We start from the raw sequence: 15,784 nt of genomic DNA, 5'->3' as shown, positions 1-15,784 counted from the left end.
GTCGGTCGGTGGGACGGTGAGGGTGGATGGGCAAGGCCTACGAGAGGATCGCCGACGAGCTACGCGGGCGGATTCGTGGGGGCCAGTACGGGCCCGGTGACAGGCTGCCCTCCGAGGCCGAGCTCGTCAGGAGCAGTGGGCGCAGTGGGCCTACCGTGCAGCAGGCCCTGCGTGTCCTTCAGTCCGAAGGGCTGATCGAGAAGCGGCATGGCGTCGGCACGTTCGTGCGCCGGCCGCGCACGCCCGTCCTCCGCGACAACAAGCGGCATCAGTGGGAGAAGAACCGCGCCCGCGCTCCCGAGGCGCAGCGGCTCGCCACGGGTGCGACCGAGCGGGACACCGGCCTGGAGGTCGACGACCTCGTCTTTCGCGCCTCGTACCGCGAGCTCGAGGCGGTCCCGGAGGTCGCGGAGGCGATGGGCGTCGCCGAGGGCACCCCGCTCGTCGAGCGGACCTACCGAACCCGGTACGGCGCCGAGCGCGCGCCCTTCGCCCTGGCGACCTCGTACCTGATCCGCAGCCTCGTCGCGTCCAACCCGGACCTTCTGGACGAGACGAAGGAGCCGTGGCCCGGCGGGACGATGAACCAGCTGCACACGGTGGGGATCGAGATCGCCCGCGTCGACGAGCGCGTCACCGCCCGGCCGCCGACGTCCGAGGAAGCCGGGGAACTCGGCCTGCCTCCCGGTACCGCGGTGCTCGTCCTGCGCAAGACGTGCTACGACACCGAGGACCGAGCCGTCGAGATGTCCGTCGTCACGCTGCCCGGGGACCGCACGGAAATGCTCTTCACGACCCACTTGGAAAGGTGGTGAGCCGTGAGCCGGCGCATCATCGTCATCACGGCGGTCCACGCACCGTCGGCGCACTTTCTGCCCGCCGCCCACCAGTCCCTCGTCGAGCAGGAGTTGCCCGAAGGCTGGGACTGGCACTGGCTGATCCAGGAGGACGGCCAGAGCGACCGGGTCGCGCCGCACGTTCCCGACGACGAGCGCGTTTCCTTCCGGCAGGGGCGCTCCGGCGGCCCCGGCGTCGCGCGCACCATGGCGCTGGCGCACGCGGACGGTGAGTACGTGAAGATCCTGGACGCGGACGACCAGCTCGCGCCCGGTGCGCTCGCCCGCGACGTGGCCGCCCTCGAAGCGGACCCGAGCATCGGCTGGACGACCTCGCGCGTGCTCGATCTGCTGCCGGACGGGACGACCGCGGGCTTCCCCGGCGACCCCGAGCCGGGCCCGATCGAGCGCCGGGCCGTGCTCGACCACTGGGCATCGCACGACTACCGCGCGCAGGTCCACCCGGCGACCCTCTGTGTCCGCCGGGAGCTGCTCCTCGCGCTCGGGGGCTGGATGGCCCTGCCGGCGTCCGAGGACACAGGTCTCCTGCTGGCCCTCAACTCCGTGGCCCGCGGCTGGTTCTCGTCCGACGTCGGGCTCCTCTACCGCAAGTGGGAGGGGCAGATGACGGGGCACGCCTCGCATGTGGACAAGGCCGAGCGTGATGCCCGTATGGCGGTCGTCGAGGCGCGGGCCCGTGCCCTGGACCAGTTCCGGTGGCGCTACCCGGTCACCTCCGGCTGAGAGCCCGTCATGACTTCGGTCGGGCGCGGGGCCCGTAAGGCCCGGCCCCCGCGAGGTCAGAGCAGGATCTCGGCGTCGGTGCGCGAGAAGATCAGCTCCGTCTCCCCGGTGATCGGCTCCCGCCAGCGGACAGGAGGGGCGGGGCGCCGGATCGCGCGCGGGTAGCCGGCCGCCGCGTAGTCGGTGGGCAGCCGGTACCGGTGGAAGCCGTGTTTGCGCATGGTCTCCAGCAGCTCGTCCGCGGAGTCGCCGAGCTGTTCCATCCGTTCCGGGGTGATCTCCACGGCGATCTCGGCATCCGGCCGGAGGTCATCGAGCAGAGGGGCGAGCCCGCGCACCACGCTGCCCTCGGCCCCCTCCACGTCGATCTTGATCACGCGGGCTCGGGCCACCTCGTCCGGCTCCAGGACCTCCGTCAGCGGAAGCGCCTCGATCTCGAACGCCGATTCCGCCGGACCGTCGTAGGGCACTATCGAGTTGGCGCCCATGTTGTTCGAGCTGGCCAGGACGAACGACAGGGTCTTCCGCTCGTCCGACACCGCGGTGTTGACCGCGCGGATGTTGTCGCAGTGGTTGAGCTCGGCGTGCTGGAGCACTCTGCGGTGGAAGGCGGGCGACGCCTCGATGGCCACGACCCGGCCGGTGCCGCCGACGAGGCGGGAGCCGAGTACGGAGAACGCGCCGATGTTCGCGCCCACGTCCACCAGCACGTCACCGGGGCGCAGGCGGCTTTCCAGCCAGCGCGTCATGTGCGGCTCCCAGACGCCGAACAGATAGAGATAGCGCTGGATCAAGTCCCGTGTGTCCAGGGCGAACCGGTCCCCGTGGCGGGACTCCGCCACCCGTTGCCTCGGCGTGTCCCGCAGCCGGGAGTTGAGGTACTGGGCAGCCAGTAGCCCCTTGCCCACATTGCCCGGCGCGTAGCGCACGTATCGCCGGCCGAGGGTGGTCATGAGGTCGGACGCGGGGGTGGTCATCTGATCGCCTTCCGTGGGGCCCCGGTCACATGTTCGCTCGGCTTGGGGCCCCGGTCACCGTAGCCGCTAGGGCCGGTCGAACGGCAGGTCCAGCATGCGGATGGCGTTCCCCCGGAGAAGCTTGTACGCCACGTCCTGCGGGAGGTGTCCGACGTGGTCGGTTGCGACCTCCTTCGTGTGCGGCCATGTCGAGTCGACGTGGGGGTAGTCGGTCTCGAAGGTCGCGTTGTCGACGCCCACCGTCTCGATCGCCTCGATGCCGTGCTTGTCGCGGAAGAAGCAGCAGAAGATCTGCCGGTAGTAGTACGTGGACGGCGGCTCGGGGATCAGGTCCTTCACCCCGCCCCAGGCCCGGTGCTCCTCCCACACGTCGTCGGCGCGCTCCAGGGCGTACGGGATCCATCCCATCTGGCCCTCGCTGTAGGCGAGTTTGAGCCACGGGAACTTCACCAGGACACCTGAGAACAGGAAGTCCATCATCGAGGCCATGGCGTTGTTGAAGCTCAGCGAGGCCTGGACCGCGGGCGGGGCGTCGGGGGAGGCGGCCGGCATCTGCGAGCTGGAGCCGATGTGCATGTTCACGACAGTGCCCGTCTCCTCGCAGGCCGCGAAGAACGGGTCCCAGTAGCCGGAGTGGATCGACGGCAGTCCGAGGTACGTCGGGATCTCGGAGAACGTGACCGCGCGCACCCCACGAGCCGCGTTCCGCCTGATCTCGGCTACGGCGAGGTCGACGTCCCACAGCGGGATCAGGCACAGCGGGATCAGCCGGCCGCCGCTGTCGCCGCACCACTCCTCGACCATCCAGTCGTTGTACGCGCGCACGCAGGCGAGCCCGACCTCCTTGTCCTTGGCCTCCGCGAAGGTCTGTCCGCAGAAGCGCGGGAAGGTCGGGAAGCAGAGGGAGGCCTCGACGTGGTTGAGATCCATGTCCTCCAGACGGGCCTTGGGGTCCCAGCAGCCGCGCCGCATCTGCTCACGCGTGATGCCGTCGAGTGTCATCTCGTCCCGGGAGAAGCCCACGGCCGCGATGATGCGCTTGTACGGGAAGATCTCTCCCTCGTACCTCCACCAGTCGGTGAGCTGCCCGTCCGGGTCGGTCGTGAACTTGTACTTGCCGCCGACGTACGCCAGTTCGCCGATGCCCGCGGTGAAGGGCTGGGGCCCCTGGTCGCGGTACTTCTCCGGGAGCCATGTGTCGAAGAGGTGGGCGGGCTCGATCACGTGGTCATCCACGCTGATGACCCGGGGGATCTCCTTGCTGCCGTTCTCGCTGCTGCTCACGCCTTACCCCCTGCTGCCTGCCGGTTTCCCGGCCAGAATCTGACGACCCATCAGATCGAGCGTATGGCCCAGGCCCATCGACGACAAGGCCCCGCTCGCGCCGCGCCCCTTGCGGGTTGTTCTGTGTTCCGGTGAACTGACACCCCGTCAGGGTTGCCTGGGAGGCGCGGATGCAGACGATGTGGCTCAGCGGTGCCGAGTGGTTCGCCGTGCTCCGGATCGGCCTCGGACTGTGGTGGCTGGAGAGCTGGCGCCACAAGGACAAGAAGACCTGGTTCCACGGCGGCGGCATCGAGTGGGCCGCGGGTATCGCCGACCGACACCGCTGGGCGTTCGTGCAGTCGGGGTTCGCCGTGGTGGTCAAGCCCCGGCCGCGCCTCATGGCCTACGTCGTCGCGTATGCGGAGCTGGCGCTCGGCCTCGGCCTCATCGCCGGCTTCCTGACGCCCGTCGCGCTGGTCTGCGGGCTGGCCCTGAGCCTGATCTATCTGGTGCTGATGATCCACGACGTCAGCGAGCAGGGGCAGAACCTGATGATGAGCCTGATCGCGCTCGTCGCGTTGCTCGGAATGGGGTGGCAGGCCTGGTCGCTGGACGCGGCGCTGGGGCTTTTCCGGTAGCGACGGCGGCTCAGGGTGTCTCCGCCGAGCCGAAGCGTGCCTCTGGCCTGTTGCGGGGTGAGGTGTCACCCTGCCCGGCACATCTGTCGCTCGGGCGGACAAGGAGATGCCGGTGAAGCAGGACAACCACGAGGATGAGGGACCGATGACGAAGGCGGCTCTGCGTGCGGGTCATGCGGCCCGGGCAGAGAGTGCCGCGGCCCGTGCGGCCGCCCTCAGCCGCTATGTCGAGGAACAGGGCGCCGACGCCGATGCCCATGCCGACGCCGTCTGGAAGGCGGCTCACGCCGCTCGGGTGGCAGCTCAGGCACTCGCCATGCTGGGAGAGAGTGCCGCGGATCCCGCCGCGGATTCACGCTGTGCCCGGAACGCGGCGGCCTCCGCAGCGCAGGCCGCGCAGATGGGACAGCGCGTCGATGCCGGCGCCGAAGCCTCCGCCCAGGCCGCGCAAGCCGCTCTCAAGGCGTCACAGGCCGCCGCGGCCGCGGCAGGAGCGGAGTACATGGGCCACGACGAGGAGCTCAACGAGCGGGCCGACGCGGCGGAGAAAGCTGCGGTGAAAGCAGCCGAGAACGCGGGGTGGATCGTCCCGGGCGAGAAGATACCCGGCGTGGCGGCCGGCGTAGGCAGTGCCGAAGTGATGTGGATGATGCACCTATGACGAGGTAGGACCATCGTCGCGTCGCGGCCACGGAACAATCCGCATCCAGAGCCGCATCCAGAGCCGCATCCAGATCTGCATCGTTCCAGTGCCGGTCCCTCCCCTCGTGCGGACCGGCACCGAACGACGCGGACTGCCCCGCCTCGCGCTGCGTCGGCGTAGCGGCGCGGGGCAAGCGATCTCCGGAGCCACTTGCGAAGCGCAGTGGCCCGGACAAGAACGACTGCACGAGGTTCTTCGACAAAAGGCGCGGGCGCCGTGAATGGCCTCTCCGAGCGCTGGGAAGATGACTGCTCGGACACAGCGTGTTCGGTTCGCTACTGCGGCGTGATACTGCCATTCGTGTAGCCGACGGAGGAGGTCGGCTCATCAACCGGATGCCATAAGCGCAGGTCAGACCTATAAGGTGAGTTTTCCGGTCCGGATGCACAGGTGTCACAGCAGTAGGGGGTGGAGGCCTTGAGTCCCGACTCGGGGGCACGGACGGCCTTCGCGGAACGCCTCGCGCTGCTGTACAGGGAAGCCGGCAACCCTCCCCTCAAGCGCGTGTCCGAAGCGGTCGCCCGCCTTCAGCGGGTCGATGAGCGGGGTCGCCCCATCCGAGTGTCCGCGCAGCGGATCAGCGACTGGCGCCGGGCCAGGAACGTGCCTGCCCAGTTCACTGCCCTGGGTGCGGTGCTGCACGTCCTGATTCCCGAAGCCCGGCGCAACCGGCCGGCACCGGTCTCCACCGGCCTCTACGACATGGCGCACTGGCTCCTCCTGTGGGAAAGCGCCGTGGCCGATCCGGTGGGCGACCGCGAGGCGGCGACCGTCGAAGACACGGAGCAGCTCCCGGCCGAAGCGCCGACCGCCGCGAGCGTGTGTCCGTATCGGGGGCTGGCCTCGTATCGCCAGCAGGATGCTCAGTGGTTCTTCGGTCGCGAGCACAGTACAGAGACCCTCATCGGCCTGCTCCGCGCGGCAGACGTGACGGGCGGCCTGGTCATGCTCGTGGGCGCGTCGGGGGCGGGAAAGTCGTCCCTGCTGAACGCGGGCCTGGTGCCGGCGCTGCAGAGCGGCGAACTCGGCGGTGAGGACGGTCGTGCCGGGCCGGTGGTGCAGCTCGTCCCCGGCAGCGATCCTCTCGCCGAGCTGACCAGGCAGATCCCCGAGCTCGCCCCCGTCTCCTCGGCCGTACGGGATCCCACCTCACGCTCATCCGGTACGCGACAGTTTGCGCAGGATGTGCGACAGGCCGTCGCCTCGTGGGCTCAGCGCTCGGCACCCTCCGCTGCCCGCCCCGTCATCATCGTGGATCAGTTCGAGGAGATGTTCACCCTCTGCTCGGACGAGACGGACAGGCACGCCTTCATCCGGCTTCTCCACACCGCAGGCTCGCCCGCGGACAGCGGTGAGGAGGCGTCCGCGCTCGTAGTCCTGGGCATACGTGCTGATTTCTACGAGGAGTGCCTCGGGTATCCCGAACTGGCCCACGCGCTGCAACACCGGCACACGGTGCTGGGTCCGCTGACCACCGCAGATCTGCGCAAGGCGGTGACAGGACCCGCCAGGGCCGTGGGCCTGGAACTCGAACCCGGGCTGGCGGAATTGATCGTCCGCGAAGTGAGCTCCGACGGGCCGCGCGGTGCCCACGACGCCGGAGTGCTCCCGCTCCTCTCCCATGCCATGCTCGCCACCTGGCAGCGGCGCAAGTCGGGCAGGCTGACCCTGGCCGGCTACCGCGCGGCGGGCGGAATGCAGGGAGCGGTGGCGGCTACCGCCGAGCGCGCTTGGTCCGACCTCGACCCGGCGGCACGGACCGCCGCCAGGCAGCTTCTCCTCAGACTGGTGCGCCTTGGCGAGGACACCCATGCCACACGGAGACGCGGGACACGGCGCCAGTTGGCGCAGGAGTCGACCGACCCCGCGAAAACGGAGCAGTCGCTCGAGGCTCTGGTGCGCGCTCGATTGGTGACTCTGGACGCGGAGACCGTCGAGATCACGCATGAGGCCCTGCTCCATGCCTGGCCGCGGCTGCGCGGCTGGATCGACGAGGGCAAGAGCGACCATCTGCTGCGTCAGCGGCTGGAAGAAGACGGCAGGGCCTGGCAGGAGTCCGACCGCGATTCCGCGCTGCTCTATCGGGGATCCCGGCTGGACCACGCCCGCGCCTGGATGAGGTCTGCCGGTGACACGTACCTGACCCGGGTCGCGTCCGACTTCCTGGCGGCTTCGGGCAAGCTGCGTAAGCGCACGGTTCTGCTCAGGCGTGGTGCGGTGTCGGCGTTGGCCGTCCTGGCCATGCTCGCTGTCACCGCGGCAGCGATCGCATGGGAGCAGCGGAACGACGCCGTGTTTCAGCAGGTGATAGCGGAAGCCGACCGGGCCCAGGACTCCGACCCGTCTCTGTCCGCTCAACTCGACCTGGTGGCGCACCGCCTGCGGCCGGACGACGAAGACACGAAGAATCGGCTGCTCTCCATCGTGAACGCGCCGTTGGCCTCACCGCTTTCCGGCCACACCGGCGCCGTCTACCTCACCTCGTTCAGCCCGAACGGAAAGCTCCTGGCCACCGCCAGCTACGACCGTACCGTCCGTCTGTGGGACGTGTCGGACCCGAACGAGCCCGAGCTCCTGGGCAAACCGCTCACCGGCCACACGAGTTGGGTGAGCACTGCGGTCTTCAGCCCGGATGGCACCACCCTCGCCAGCGCTTCGGAGGACGGCACGATCCGGCTGTGGGACGTGCGGGACCCCGGGCATCCACGACCATTGGGCGCACCCGTGACGGGGAACGGCGGCGCCATCTATCTGCTTGCCTTCAGCCCGGACGGGCACACGCTCGCCTCTGCCAATAACGACCACACCGTACGTCTGTGGAAGGTGGATGAACCGCGGCGTCCGAAGGCGCTGTCCACGCTGACCGGCCACACCGCGGCCGTACGATCCGTGGCATTCAGCCCGGACGGACGGACTTTGGCAGCCGGGGGTGACGAGGGCGCGATCAGGTTGTGGGACATGGCCGATCCACGTCACCCGAAGTCGCTCGGCCCGGTACTGACCGGCCACACCGGCACGGTGCACTCGGTTGCCTTCAATCCCGACGGCCGCACCCTCGCCAGCGGCGGCGCGGACCGTACCGTCCGCCTCTGGAACGTCGCCGATCCGCGCCATGCGAAGTCGCTCGGCGCGCCCCTCACCGGACACACCGGCCCCATATGGTCCGTGGCTTTCAACTCCGCCGGGACGATGCTCGCCGACGGCAGCGCCGACAGTAAGGCCAGACTGTGGAACGTCAGTGATCCGTCCCGCCCCTCGCAGGTCGGCGAACCCCTCGCAGGCGGCAGCGGAGAGATGTACGCCATCGGTTTCAGCCCCGACGGGAGAACCCTCGCCACGGGCAGCGGTGACAACAAAGTCCGCCTGTGGTCGGTACCGACGTCGGACGTGATCGGCCGCATCGGAGCCTTCCGTCCCGACGCGAAGGTGCTCGCCACGGCTGCCGGCGACAACAAGGTGCGGCTGTGGAATGTGGCGCGCCCCAACCGGCCCGTGGCGATGGGTGAGCCGTTCAACCCCGGTAATGGGGACCCGCGTTCGCTCGCCTTCTCTCCTGACGGCCACACATTGGCGGTGCTGACAGGAACCCACGCGGTACAACTGTGGAACGTCACGGACCCGGCCCGGGCGGTCCCCTACGGGCCACCGATGGCCCTGCAGACCCGGTTCGCAGGTCCTCGGGCGCTCGCGTTCAGCCCGGACGGACGGACACTGGCCACGGCCCGGACCGACCGCACCGTACAGCTGTGGAACGTCAGCGATCCGTCCCGGCCTCGGTCTGTCGGCCCCTCGCTCACCGGCCACAAGGGCTACGTCAATGCCCTCGCCTTCGGCCCCGACGGACGGACTCTGGCGAGCGGCAGCGCGGACGGGACGGTCCGGCTCTGGGACGTGTCGGATCCGCGTCACGCTTCGCGGCTCGGCGCACCGCTCGCAGGACACCTGGGAGCCATCAACACCGTTGCCTACAGCCCGGACGGGCACACGCTGGCCAGCGGCAGCGACGACGGCTCCGTCCGGCTCTGGGACGTGACCAGACCTCGGAGGACGGCCCGCCTCGGCTCTCCCCTGACCGGCCACACCGATGCGGTGGTGTCCCTGACGTTCAGCCCGGACGGCCGCAGCCTGGCGAGCGGCGGCAATGACAACTCGGTTCGGCTCTGGGATGTCTCGCGCCCCTCCGAGGCATCGCCCATCGGCCAATCGATGAGCCCCAACGCCAAGACGGGCAGCTTCTTGTCGTTCCGCCCCCACAGCAACATGCTCGGAGTGTCGAGCGGCGCCGATACCGTCCGCCTCTGGAACTTGGACACCGACGCGGCGATCCACCACATCTGCACCACCACCCGGGGTGTCCTGACACGGGAGAAGTGGGACGAGTACTTGCCTCGTCTCTCGTTCGAACCGCCCTGCGGTGACTGACGATTCACGCCTTCTGCCCCGCTTCTCACGGTGCGTGATAACGATCACATCGAGCCATACTGGCTGGTCGGCCCTGCCGCAACACCCAGCTGCGCTTGTACCGTTGGCCACAGCCCGATCGCTGATGCATCCCCCGTCGTCAGCGGTCGGGCCTTCGCGTGAAGTCGCGGTCCCGTGGACGCCGCCCCACACGCTGGATCATCAGTGCGCCCAGAAGCGCGTCCGGGTCCGCGCACCGGTCCTGCCTCGGTACCTACGAAGATCAGGCCGTTCCGGGGCTGGGATGCCCCCGACCTCGACGCGACTCGTTCCGGTCACATGCCTGCTACGACACGGATGTGCTGCTTCAGCTCGTCGATGATGGCCTCGCGGTGACCGACAGCGGGTACACGCCAGTCCGTCTCGATCCCCGATTCGACGGCGAGCTCCGAACTGAAGCGGATCAGATCGGGGTCGGGGAGCACCGAGTCACGCAGCCACTCGATGAACACGGCCGCCTCGGCCGCGGTGTTGTCGATGAGCAGGACGTTGTCGCGTCCGTCGGTGTTGGCTAGGCCGTCGAACTCCTCGCCCTCGTCAGTCACGGTGTAGAACTGCAGGCGGACGGTGCCTGGGGAGACGTCGCTCTGCTGTACAGCACAGCGAGCCTCCGGAAAGGCGGCCTGGAGCGCTTCCGCGAAGGATTTAAGGTCGAGGTTCCAGCCGTGCGGGTTCTTGGCGGGCGCGTAGAGGAGGAACGACGTCTGGTAGTCGTCGAGATCCATGAGGTGTCAGCTCCTTCGGTGCGGGCTACGGAACGTACCGACTTGTTCCGTAAACCCCTTTGTTTGCCATGAGGGTCTGCCAATAAGCCACGGAGTCCTGGTCATTGGTGACGATCTCCAGCCCGCGAATCTGCTGGTGCGAGTCCATGGCCAGCTTGTACTCGCCCAGTTCCTTCTCATCCTTGCCCACGAGAACGTCCTTGGGACTCCACGCCTTGTCACCGTTGGCCTTGTACTTGTCCGCAAGATCGAAGGTGCTCGGCTTACGGAAGCAGCCCTGCTGGTTTTTCACGTACTTGGCATCGACCATGTAGCCATCGGCAGGGCGCATACCGTCCGCGGCGATGGCCCCCTTGGGAGAGCCGGCCGGAAGCGGGATCTTCCGCTCCGGGTAACCGGCCGTGCGGAGCTGGTACGCGTTCTCCGGGGTGGTGGGGTCCTTGCTGCCGCCGCCGAAGGTATGCGGGCTGAGGCTGTTCACGAAGGTGTTGAAGTCCTGACGTTCGCCTGCGCTCAGGAGCCTGGTGGTGCCCGGAACGGGCGCCAGAGGAGCGGCCCACGGGATGTTCGGATCCACAGGCCGGTACGCGGCAGGCATGATGCCGGGCATTGCGCCGTCGTAGGAGGCGAGAACGAAGGGCGCGGGTGCGGGGATCGGAATGGGCACGAGAGGAAGCCCGGGCAGGCCGGGCCGGTCATCCGATCCCGGCGGGAGCTTCACGCGCGCCTCGGAGCTGTCCAGTGCGTGCGCGACGCTGCCCAGTCGGCGGATCCACGGATCGTCGAGGACGGCGTCCTTGAGGCCGCCGTCGTATCCGTTGCCGCCGAACATGGGCGACTTGAAGGGGTTGTCCAAATGCGGTCCCGTCTGGTGCTGACGGATCTTCTCCTTCGCGGCGTCCACATGATCCGCGTACTGGTCACATGCCTTCGCCAGCTGGTTGCACGCGGCCACGAGGTTCGCCACGAGCGTCTCGTCCTGCTGGGCGTTGTCCGGCGGCGCGGCGAAACCCACGAACCCCGCGAAGTACTTGTGGAACGCGTTCGCGGCCTCACCGGAGTGAGCCTTGTCCGCAGTGTGCGCGCATGCCTGGGCATCCTCCAGGAACCGCACCATCAGCTTGCCGCCACGGCGCCAGCAGTCAGCCACATCACGGAGCTTCTCCGGCGACCCCCGGAATCGGTCGCTCTGCCCGCCCGGCGCGAACTGATCCCACCCCGAGGTCTCACCGATGATCTCTTCCAGTTCCTGTCCGAGGTCGGTGAACCTCTCGTCGCAGTCCTCGTCCGGGTTACCCATGGCGTACGTCATGTCGACCTGCTGCCCGAGGATCTTTGAGGCGACATCGCTCTCCCGGGCCATGAACTCACGCACGTTGCGCATAAGCCCACGGCCGGTCCCTCCCATGACGTAGGCACTGAAGCCGATCTTGTCGAGGGCGGTGGCCGCCGCCGGCTTGTACACCTTTGCGAACTCGTGGCCCGCGTCGTCGTCGCCTGCCATGCCCTTCTGACGGGCAAGCTCGTGCGAGAGGGCGACAGCCGTATCGCGCGCTCCCGGCATGACGCTGTCGACCATCGTCATGGCGGCCTTGACCATGTTGTCGGCTATGACTTTGAGGTCGGGCGGCATTCCCATTCATATCCCCCACGAACGACAGTGCGATGTCCACCTTTTCTATCGCACACGTCGAGACATCCATCAGCTGCTCGATCGCTGCCGTGATCTCGGCTACGGCGCCGGGGCCGGGCCGGGATGGGTCACGGGCCTTGCGGCGCCGGTTCCGCGGGCAGGTCCTCGTTGTCCTCCGGTGTGCGCACGTCCGCGACGATGTCGCCCGAGTGCGCGTCCAGGAGCAGGTGCCAGACGATGCCGTCGGCGTCCTCGACGTCGGTCGAGAAGAGGTAGCGGTCAGGGGCTTCCTCGTCCCGGCCGTACTCGAGCCCCAGCCCGCCTCTGCCTCCCTCGTGACGGGCTTCGGCGATCCGGAGGAGCTCTCCAGGCGGACGGACCGCGTCCGAATCCACGATCCTGCGGGCTTCGTCGCTCTCGATCTGCCTCATACCGATCATGTACCCACGCTACGACCCGACCGGACGCTACGACCCGACCCGACCCGAACCGATCGGGATGGAGAGGACCCGGGGGCTCCTCCTATCCTCGCCGGGTGAGTACCACCAGTCGCACCCACCGCCTCATGAACACGCTGCGCAACGGGGCCCTCCTGCCCTCCCGGGACGGAGGCACGGCGCAGAGCCTCGCTGCGCGGCCCGTGCCGCGATCGCCCGTCCTGCCCGCACGGGCCGCGGACCTGGGGCTGACGGCTGCCACCCCGTGAACGCGAAGCCGATCAAGGTGGCCGCCGCGTCCGGGCCCGTGGGGACCAAGACCCGAATCCTCGGCTGGGGCATGACCTGCGAGGACGGCAGCGAGTGCCCTCACCCGCCGGTCACGTTGCAGGAGTTGGACACCGAGCTCGTCGCCGACGAACGGTGCGGCGAGAACTACAACGCGCGCAACGAGCTGTGCACCGACAGCCCCACCGAGAACGCGCAGGCGTGCATCCTCGACTCCGGCGGCCCGCAGATCAAGGGCCGTCCCGGGCGGTGGGAACTGATCGGGGCGACCAGCCGCGACGGCGACGCCGACCCGAAGTGCGCCACCGGCCCCGGCATCTACACCGACCTGACCGCCCACCGCGCATGGATCGAGCGGGCCACCGCGTAGCCGTCCTACCGGCCGCCCCATCGACCGTCAGACCTCAGTGCTAGAACACCCGCATGACATACAGGTTCACGGCGCTGATTGCGTGCGGGTTCGATGATCCAGAGATGGACGACTGCCTGATGGCAGGTGTGGCGGAGTCGGACGACGAGGACGGATTTTCGCTGTTGTTCATGTGCGACTTCGACCAGCCCGACGCACAGGAAGTGTCCCTGGGCATGGACACGCACTGCCTCGTCACACCTGACCAGGGCACTGCCTACGGCTGCGTACGCGAAGTACAGCTGGACAACGACGTGCTGCGGGTGACGTTGGATCCTGAGTCGCTGGACGACCTCGGCCTGACCGACCCTGTCGTCGAGGCGCTGCTTCGAGCCCCAGCTGAGGACTTGGCACGCATGCGTGAAGTCCTCCCGCGCATCCTTCAATACGGCCGTCCAGAGGCCCGTCCCAGACTGATCAGGGCGTAACGAGAACTTCGTGTCCCATCCGTGCCCGATAGACCGGCAACTCACGGGGAACCACGGTCACGGGCGGGCAGCGCGCAGGGCGAGAGCCACTGGCTCTACGATCCCGCGATGAGCTACGACATCTACTTTCTGACCCGGGACGAGGGGCAGTCCTGGGACGACGTCCTGGAAGCCGCCGAGGCCGCGGCCGCGACCGAAGACAGCGGGCGGATACCCGCCGAGCTCCTCGAAGCGTGGCAGCGAATAGTGCCGCAGGCCCGCGCACTGCTCGGCGATGTGGACATCACGGAGTACGAGCAGGAGTCACGCGACCTCAGCCACTCCGACACCGGTATCGACCTGTCCGTATTCGGTGACGAGGTGAGCATCACGGTGCCCTACTGGCACGCCGGTGACAGTGCTGCGACAACGCTCGGCAAGCTCTTCGCCCTCTCCGCGCTCGTGGAGAAGGAGACCGGCCTGACGGCCTATGACCCGCAGGTTGAGATGCCGTTGGCAGAGAGCTCTCCACAGCAGGCAACGAGCATCATGTCGGACGTCACGACTGACCTACGGAACCGCTACGGAGGTGGAGGGCTGTGAGTGTCCAACTGCGTGACAACCAGATGGGCCTCAGCTGCACTTTTGGCTGCGGGGCTCGCGCGGTCACTGAGATGCCGGCAACTCAGCCCACACCATCAGCCCCGTTGCAGTCCTTCTGCTCCCCCAGCGCGTTGTGAGGGCCTCCACGATCAGTAGGCCGCGGCCGCGCTCCACGTCCGGGGGCGGTGGGCCTGGCGGGAGTGGTGGCAGGGGGCGGTCCTCGGGGCTTCCTTCGTCCGTGACGGTGAGCGTGAGCGCGTTCGCGGTCAGTGCGCTGGAAAGTGTGACGGTGCCGCCGCGGCCGTGCTCAAGCGCGTTCGCCATCAGTTCCCCCGCCACGGTCACCAGGTCATCGATCGTCTGTGGGCTCAGCCTCCATGCCTCGGCCGCGTCGCGTAGGTGATGGCGGGCAAGGCGGGCAGCCGAGTAGTCGTCGCCGCGGAGACGGAGCATGGTGCAGGAGCGCAGCTCCGTTGATTTGTAGGGGCACATTGCCAATAGGCAGGACGTCGCCGTGCCGCGTGCTCGCGCGATGCGCAAGGTGTCCCTGAGGGCGTTCGGCAAGTCGACTGCCAGTGACGTCAGTACTTCGCGGTTCATCAGGCCGCCCTCAGTGCGTCGTGGATGTTCCGGTCGTCGAGATCGATGCCGTACGTGGCGCACCAGAGCGTGTCCCGGCGTAGGCGTTGCAGACGGGCCGTCTCCTCGTGTTCGTGAGCCACGAGGTACGGGCGCACGAGAGGAGTGGTCGCTCCGTCGATGAGGGTGTGCCACGGGCGGACCGTGGCGGCCAGATGCGGCATCAGCGGCGGGATCACCGGAGGCGGGGGAAGTGACGCGCCGAGTCTGTGCCGGCCGGTCGGGTGCAGGAAGTTTCTCGCTCGGTGCATCAGTCGTGAGAGTCGAGCACGCATAGCTTCAACTTCCTCTCGAAGGTGTGGCATCAGGTTCCGGCCACTCGTCCTCGGCCGCGATCACGGCCCAGATCTGTGCTCCCTCTGCCGTTACGTCATGGCCGTACCGGTCCGCGTCGGCCAGGGCGATCAGCAGTAGCCGACGGCCACGTTCCTCGAGTTGCGGAGACAGCGCGCAGGTGAGGCGGATACGGCCGCAGGCCTCCTCGAAGCGGACCTCGTGTCCCGTCAGCGCGGTGAGCTGCGCGGCCAGCGATACCGCTCTGGATCTCATCAGGCACACAAGTAGGCCCCGTAGTCACTTGAACGCGGAGAGTATTTCTACTTCAGTAGCTTCTACCTGATGCAGTAGCTTGTCAATGTCGTTGGGATTGTTCGCAGTTGTCGTTCTTGCACTGCCCCACCACCGGAGAGCCGCCATGCCCCGTGAGGCGCCGTATCTCGAAATCGCCGAGTCGCTGCGCGCCCGCATCCTCGCGGGTGAGTGGGACGTCGGTACGCGACTGCCGTCGCGGGCGCGATTGGCCGATGAGTACGGGGTCGGGCGCAACGTCACGCAGCGGGCCATGGATCGGCTGATCACCGAGGGACTGCTGGAGGGGCGCGCCGGATCGGGGACGTACGTGCGCAGGCCGCGCGAACGTATGCGCATGGTCCGCTCACGGCACCGGGAAGACCGTGGCGGCTCACCGTTCCGCGCCGACCTGCGCGAACGTGGTGTCACCGGTACCTGGGAATCGCAC

18 protein-coding genes are annotated in these 15,784 nt (G+C 68.3%); 10 read left to right on the top strand and 8 right to left on the bottom strand.

Annotation, left to right across the window (positions count from 1 at the left end; translation table 11 throughout):
• The first annotated feature begins 26 nt into the window (after positions 1-26).
• On the top strand, positions 27-815 hold the full coding sequence (locus ABD366_RS21430; RefSeq protein WP_324771311.1) for a GntR family transcriptional regulator: 789 nt from the start codon (positions 27-29) through the stop codon (positions 813-815).
• 3 nt (positions 816-818) lie between these two features.
• Positions 819-1,580, top strand: coding sequence for a glycosyltransferase family 2 protein (locus ABD366_RS21425; RefSeq protein ID WP_324771312.1), 762 nt, complete (start codon positions 819-821; stop codon positions 1,578-1,580).
• 56 nt (positions 1,581-1,636) lie between these two features.
• Here ABD366_RS21425 and ABD366_RS21420 read toward each other — a convergent pair whose 3' ends face one another.
• Together ABD366_RS21420 and ABD366_RS21415 are read right to left on the bottom strand one after the other, a co-directional pair.
• Positions 1,637-2,557: an FkbM family methyltransferase gene (locus tag ABD366_RS21420; RefSeq protein WP_324771313.1), complete on the bottom strand. Its 921-nt coding sequence runs from the start codon at positions 2,555-2,557 to the stop codon at positions 1,637-1,639.
• A gap of 66 nt (positions 2,558-2,623) precedes the next feature.
• Entirely contained in the window at positions 2,624-3,841 is a 1,218-nt protein-coding gene (locus ABD366_RS21415) for an amidohydrolase family protein (RefSeq protein WP_324771314.1), read from the bottom strand.
• A gap of 170 nt (positions 3,842-4,011) precedes the next feature.
• Here ABD366_RS21415 and ABD366_RS21410 point away from each other — a divergent pair, with 170 nt between their 5' ends.
• From ABD366_RS21410 to ABD366_RS21400, 3 genes are all read left to right on the top strand, one after another.
• Complete coding sequence (locus ABD366_RS21410; protein WP_324771315.1) at positions 4,012-4,461, top strand: DoxX family protein; 450 nt, start codon at positions 4,012-4,014, stop codon at positions 4,459-4,461.
• A 112-nt stretch (positions 4,462-4,573) separates the two neighbouring features.
• The gene (locus ABD366_RS21405) at positions 4,574-5,122 is read left to right on the top strand and encodes a hypothetical protein (protein WP_324771316.1); all 549 of its coding nucleotides are present in this window, start codon (positions 4,574-4,576) and stop codon (positions 5,120-5,122) included.
• Positions 5,123-5,572: 450 nt separating this feature from the next.
• Entirely contained in the window at positions 5,573-9,586 is a 4,014-nt protein-coding gene (locus ABD366_RS21400; protein WP_324771317.1) for an nSTAND1 domain-containing NTPase, read from the top strand.
• A 314-nt stretch (positions 9,587-9,900) separates the two neighbouring features.
• Here ABD366_RS21400 and ABD366_RS21395 read toward each other — a convergent pair whose 3' ends face one another.
• From ABD366_RS21395 to ABD366_RS21385, 3 genes are all read right to left on the bottom strand, one after another.
• Complete coding sequence (locus ABD366_RS21395; RefSeq protein ID WP_324771318.1) at positions 9,901-10,350, bottom strand: hypothetical protein; 450 nt, start codon at positions 10,348-10,350, stop codon at positions 9,901-9,903.
• A 25-nt stretch (positions 10,351-10,375) separates the two neighbouring features.
• Complete coding sequence (locus ABD366_RS21390; protein ID WP_324771319.1) at positions 10,376-11,983, bottom strand: restriction endonuclease fold toxin-2 domain-containing protein; 1,608 nt, start codon at positions 11,981-11,983, stop codon at positions 10,376-10,378.
• Between the two features lie 128 nt (positions 11,984-12,111).
• Positions 12,112-12,423, bottom strand: coding sequence for a hypothetical protein (locus tag ABD366_RS21385; protein WP_324771320.1), 312 nt, complete (start codon positions 12,421-12,423; stop codon positions 12,112-12,114).
• A gap of 95 nt (positions 12,424-12,518) precedes the next feature.
• On the opposite strand from ABD366_RS21385, the gene ABD366_RS21380 reads away from it, so the two are divergent.
• The 4 genes from ABD366_RS21380 (at position 12,519) to ABD366_RS21365 (ending at position 14,127) form a co-directional block, all read left to right on the top strand.
• On the top strand, positions 12,519-12,689 hold the full coding sequence (locus ABD366_RS21380) for a hypothetical protein (protein WP_324771321.1): 171 nt from the start codon (positions 12,519-12,521) through the stop codon (positions 12,687-12,689).
• Positions 12,686-13,078, top strand: a complete 393-nt coding sequence (locus ABD366_RS21375; protein WP_324771322.1) for a S1 family peptidase — start codon at positions 12,686-12,688, stop codon at positions 13,076-13,078. Before ABD366_RS21380 ends, ABD366_RS21375 begins: the two co-directional genes overlap by 4 nt.
• A gap of 53 nt (positions 13,079-13,131) precedes the next feature.
• A complete protein-coding gene (locus ABD366_RS21370; RefSeq protein ID WP_324771323.1) occupies positions 13,132-13,545 on the top strand; it encodes an Imm10 family immunity protein in 414 nt (137 codons plus the stop codon).
• Between the two features lie 108 nt (positions 13,546-13,653).
• Positions 13,654-14,127: a hypothetical protein gene (locus ABD366_RS21365; RefSeq protein ID WP_324771324.1), complete on the top strand. Its 474-nt coding sequence runs from the start codon at positions 13,654-13,656 to the stop codon at positions 14,125-14,127.
• Between the two features lie 63 nt (positions 14,128-14,190).
• On the opposite strand, the gene ABD366_RS21360 is transcribed toward ABD366_RS21365, so the two are convergent.
• Genes ABD366_RS21360 through ABD366_RS21350 form a run of 3 tightly spaced genes read right to left on the bottom strand, consistent with a single transcriptional unit; the run spans position 14,191 to position 15,315 of the window.
• Complete coding sequence (locus tag ABD366_RS21360; RefSeq protein WP_324771325.1) at positions 14,191-14,727, bottom strand: ATP-binding protein; 537 nt, start codon at positions 14,725-14,727, stop codon at positions 14,191-14,193.
• Positions 14,727-15,017, bottom strand: coding sequence for a hypothetical protein (locus tag ABD366_RS21355; RefSeq protein WP_324771326.1), 291 nt, complete (start codon positions 15,015-15,017; stop codon positions 14,727-14,729). Before ABD366_RS21355 ends, ABD366_RS21360 begins: the two co-directional genes overlap by 1 nt.
• Positions 15,018-15,045: 28 nt before the next feature.
• Positions 15,046-15,315: a hypothetical protein gene (locus ABD366_RS21350; RefSeq protein WP_324771327.1), complete on the bottom strand. Its 270-nt coding sequence runs from the start codon at positions 15,313-15,315 to the stop codon at positions 15,046-15,048.
• Positions 15,316-15,460: 145 nt separating this feature from the next.
• Here ABD366_RS21350 and ABD366_RS21345 point away from each other — a divergent pair.
• Positions 15,461-15,784 (top strand): GntR family transcriptional regulator (locus tag ABD366_RS21345; protein ID WP_425576964.1); only part of this gene is annotated, 324 nt, incomplete at its 3' end.

The organism is Streptomyces kunmingensis (assembly GCF_039533535.1).
In the GTDB taxonomy this organism is placed as follows: Bacteria; Actinomycetota; Actinomycetes; order Streptomycetales; family Streptomycetaceae; genus Streptomyces; species Streptomyces kunmingensis.
Note: the sequence above shows the minus strand (reverse complement) of the source record. Positions and strands in the feature narration are given on the sequence as shown.

Excerpts from the sequence above, each read along its gene's own strand:
- ABD366_RS21390 (WP_324771319.1), bottom strand. The coding sequence starts at position 11,983 with ATGCCGCCCGACCTCAAAGTCATAGCCGACAACATGGTCAAGGCCGCC.
- ABD366_RS21385 (WP_324771320.1), bottom strand. The coding sequence starts at position 12,423 with ATGATCGGTATGAGGCAGATCGAGAGCGACGAAGCCCGCAGGATCGTG.
- ABD366_RS21370 (WP_324771323.1), top strand. The coding sequence starts at position 13,132 with ATGACATACAGGTTCACGGCGCTGATTGCGTGCGGGTTCGATGATCCA.
- ABD366_RS21420 (WP_324771313.1), bottom strand. The coding sequence starts at position 2,557 with ATGACCACCCCCGCGTCCGACCTCATGACCACCCTCGGCCGGCGATAC.
- ABD366_RS21430 (WP_324771311.1), top strand. The coding sequence starts at position 27 with ATGGGCAAGGCCTACGAGAGGATCGCCGACGAGCTACGCGGGCGGATT.
- ABD366_RS21395 (WP_324771318.1), bottom strand. The coding sequence starts at position 10,350 with ATGGATCTCGACGACTACCAGACGTCGTTCCTCCTCTACGCGCCCGCC.
- ABD366_RS21365 (WP_324771324.1), top strand. The coding sequence starts at position 13,654 with ATGAGCTACGACATCTACTTTCTGACCCGGGACGAGGGGCAGTCCTGG.
- ABD366_RS21360 (WP_324771325.1), bottom strand. The coding sequence starts at position 14,727 with ATGAACCGCGAAGTACTGACGTCACTGGCAGTCGACTTGCCGAACGCC.
- ABD366_RS21410 (WP_324771315.1), top strand. The coding sequence starts at position 4,012 with ATGCAGACGATGTGGCTCAGCGGTGCCGAGTGGTTCGCCGTGCTCCGG.
- ABD366_RS21355 (WP_324771326.1), bottom strand. The coding sequence starts at position 15,017 with ATGCACCGAGCGAGAAACTTCCTGCACCCGACCGGCCGGCACAGACTC.
- ABD366_RS21350 (WP_324771327.1), bottom strand. The coding sequence starts at position 15,315 with ATGAGATCCAGAGCGGTATCGCTGGCCGCGCAGCTCACCGCGCTGACG.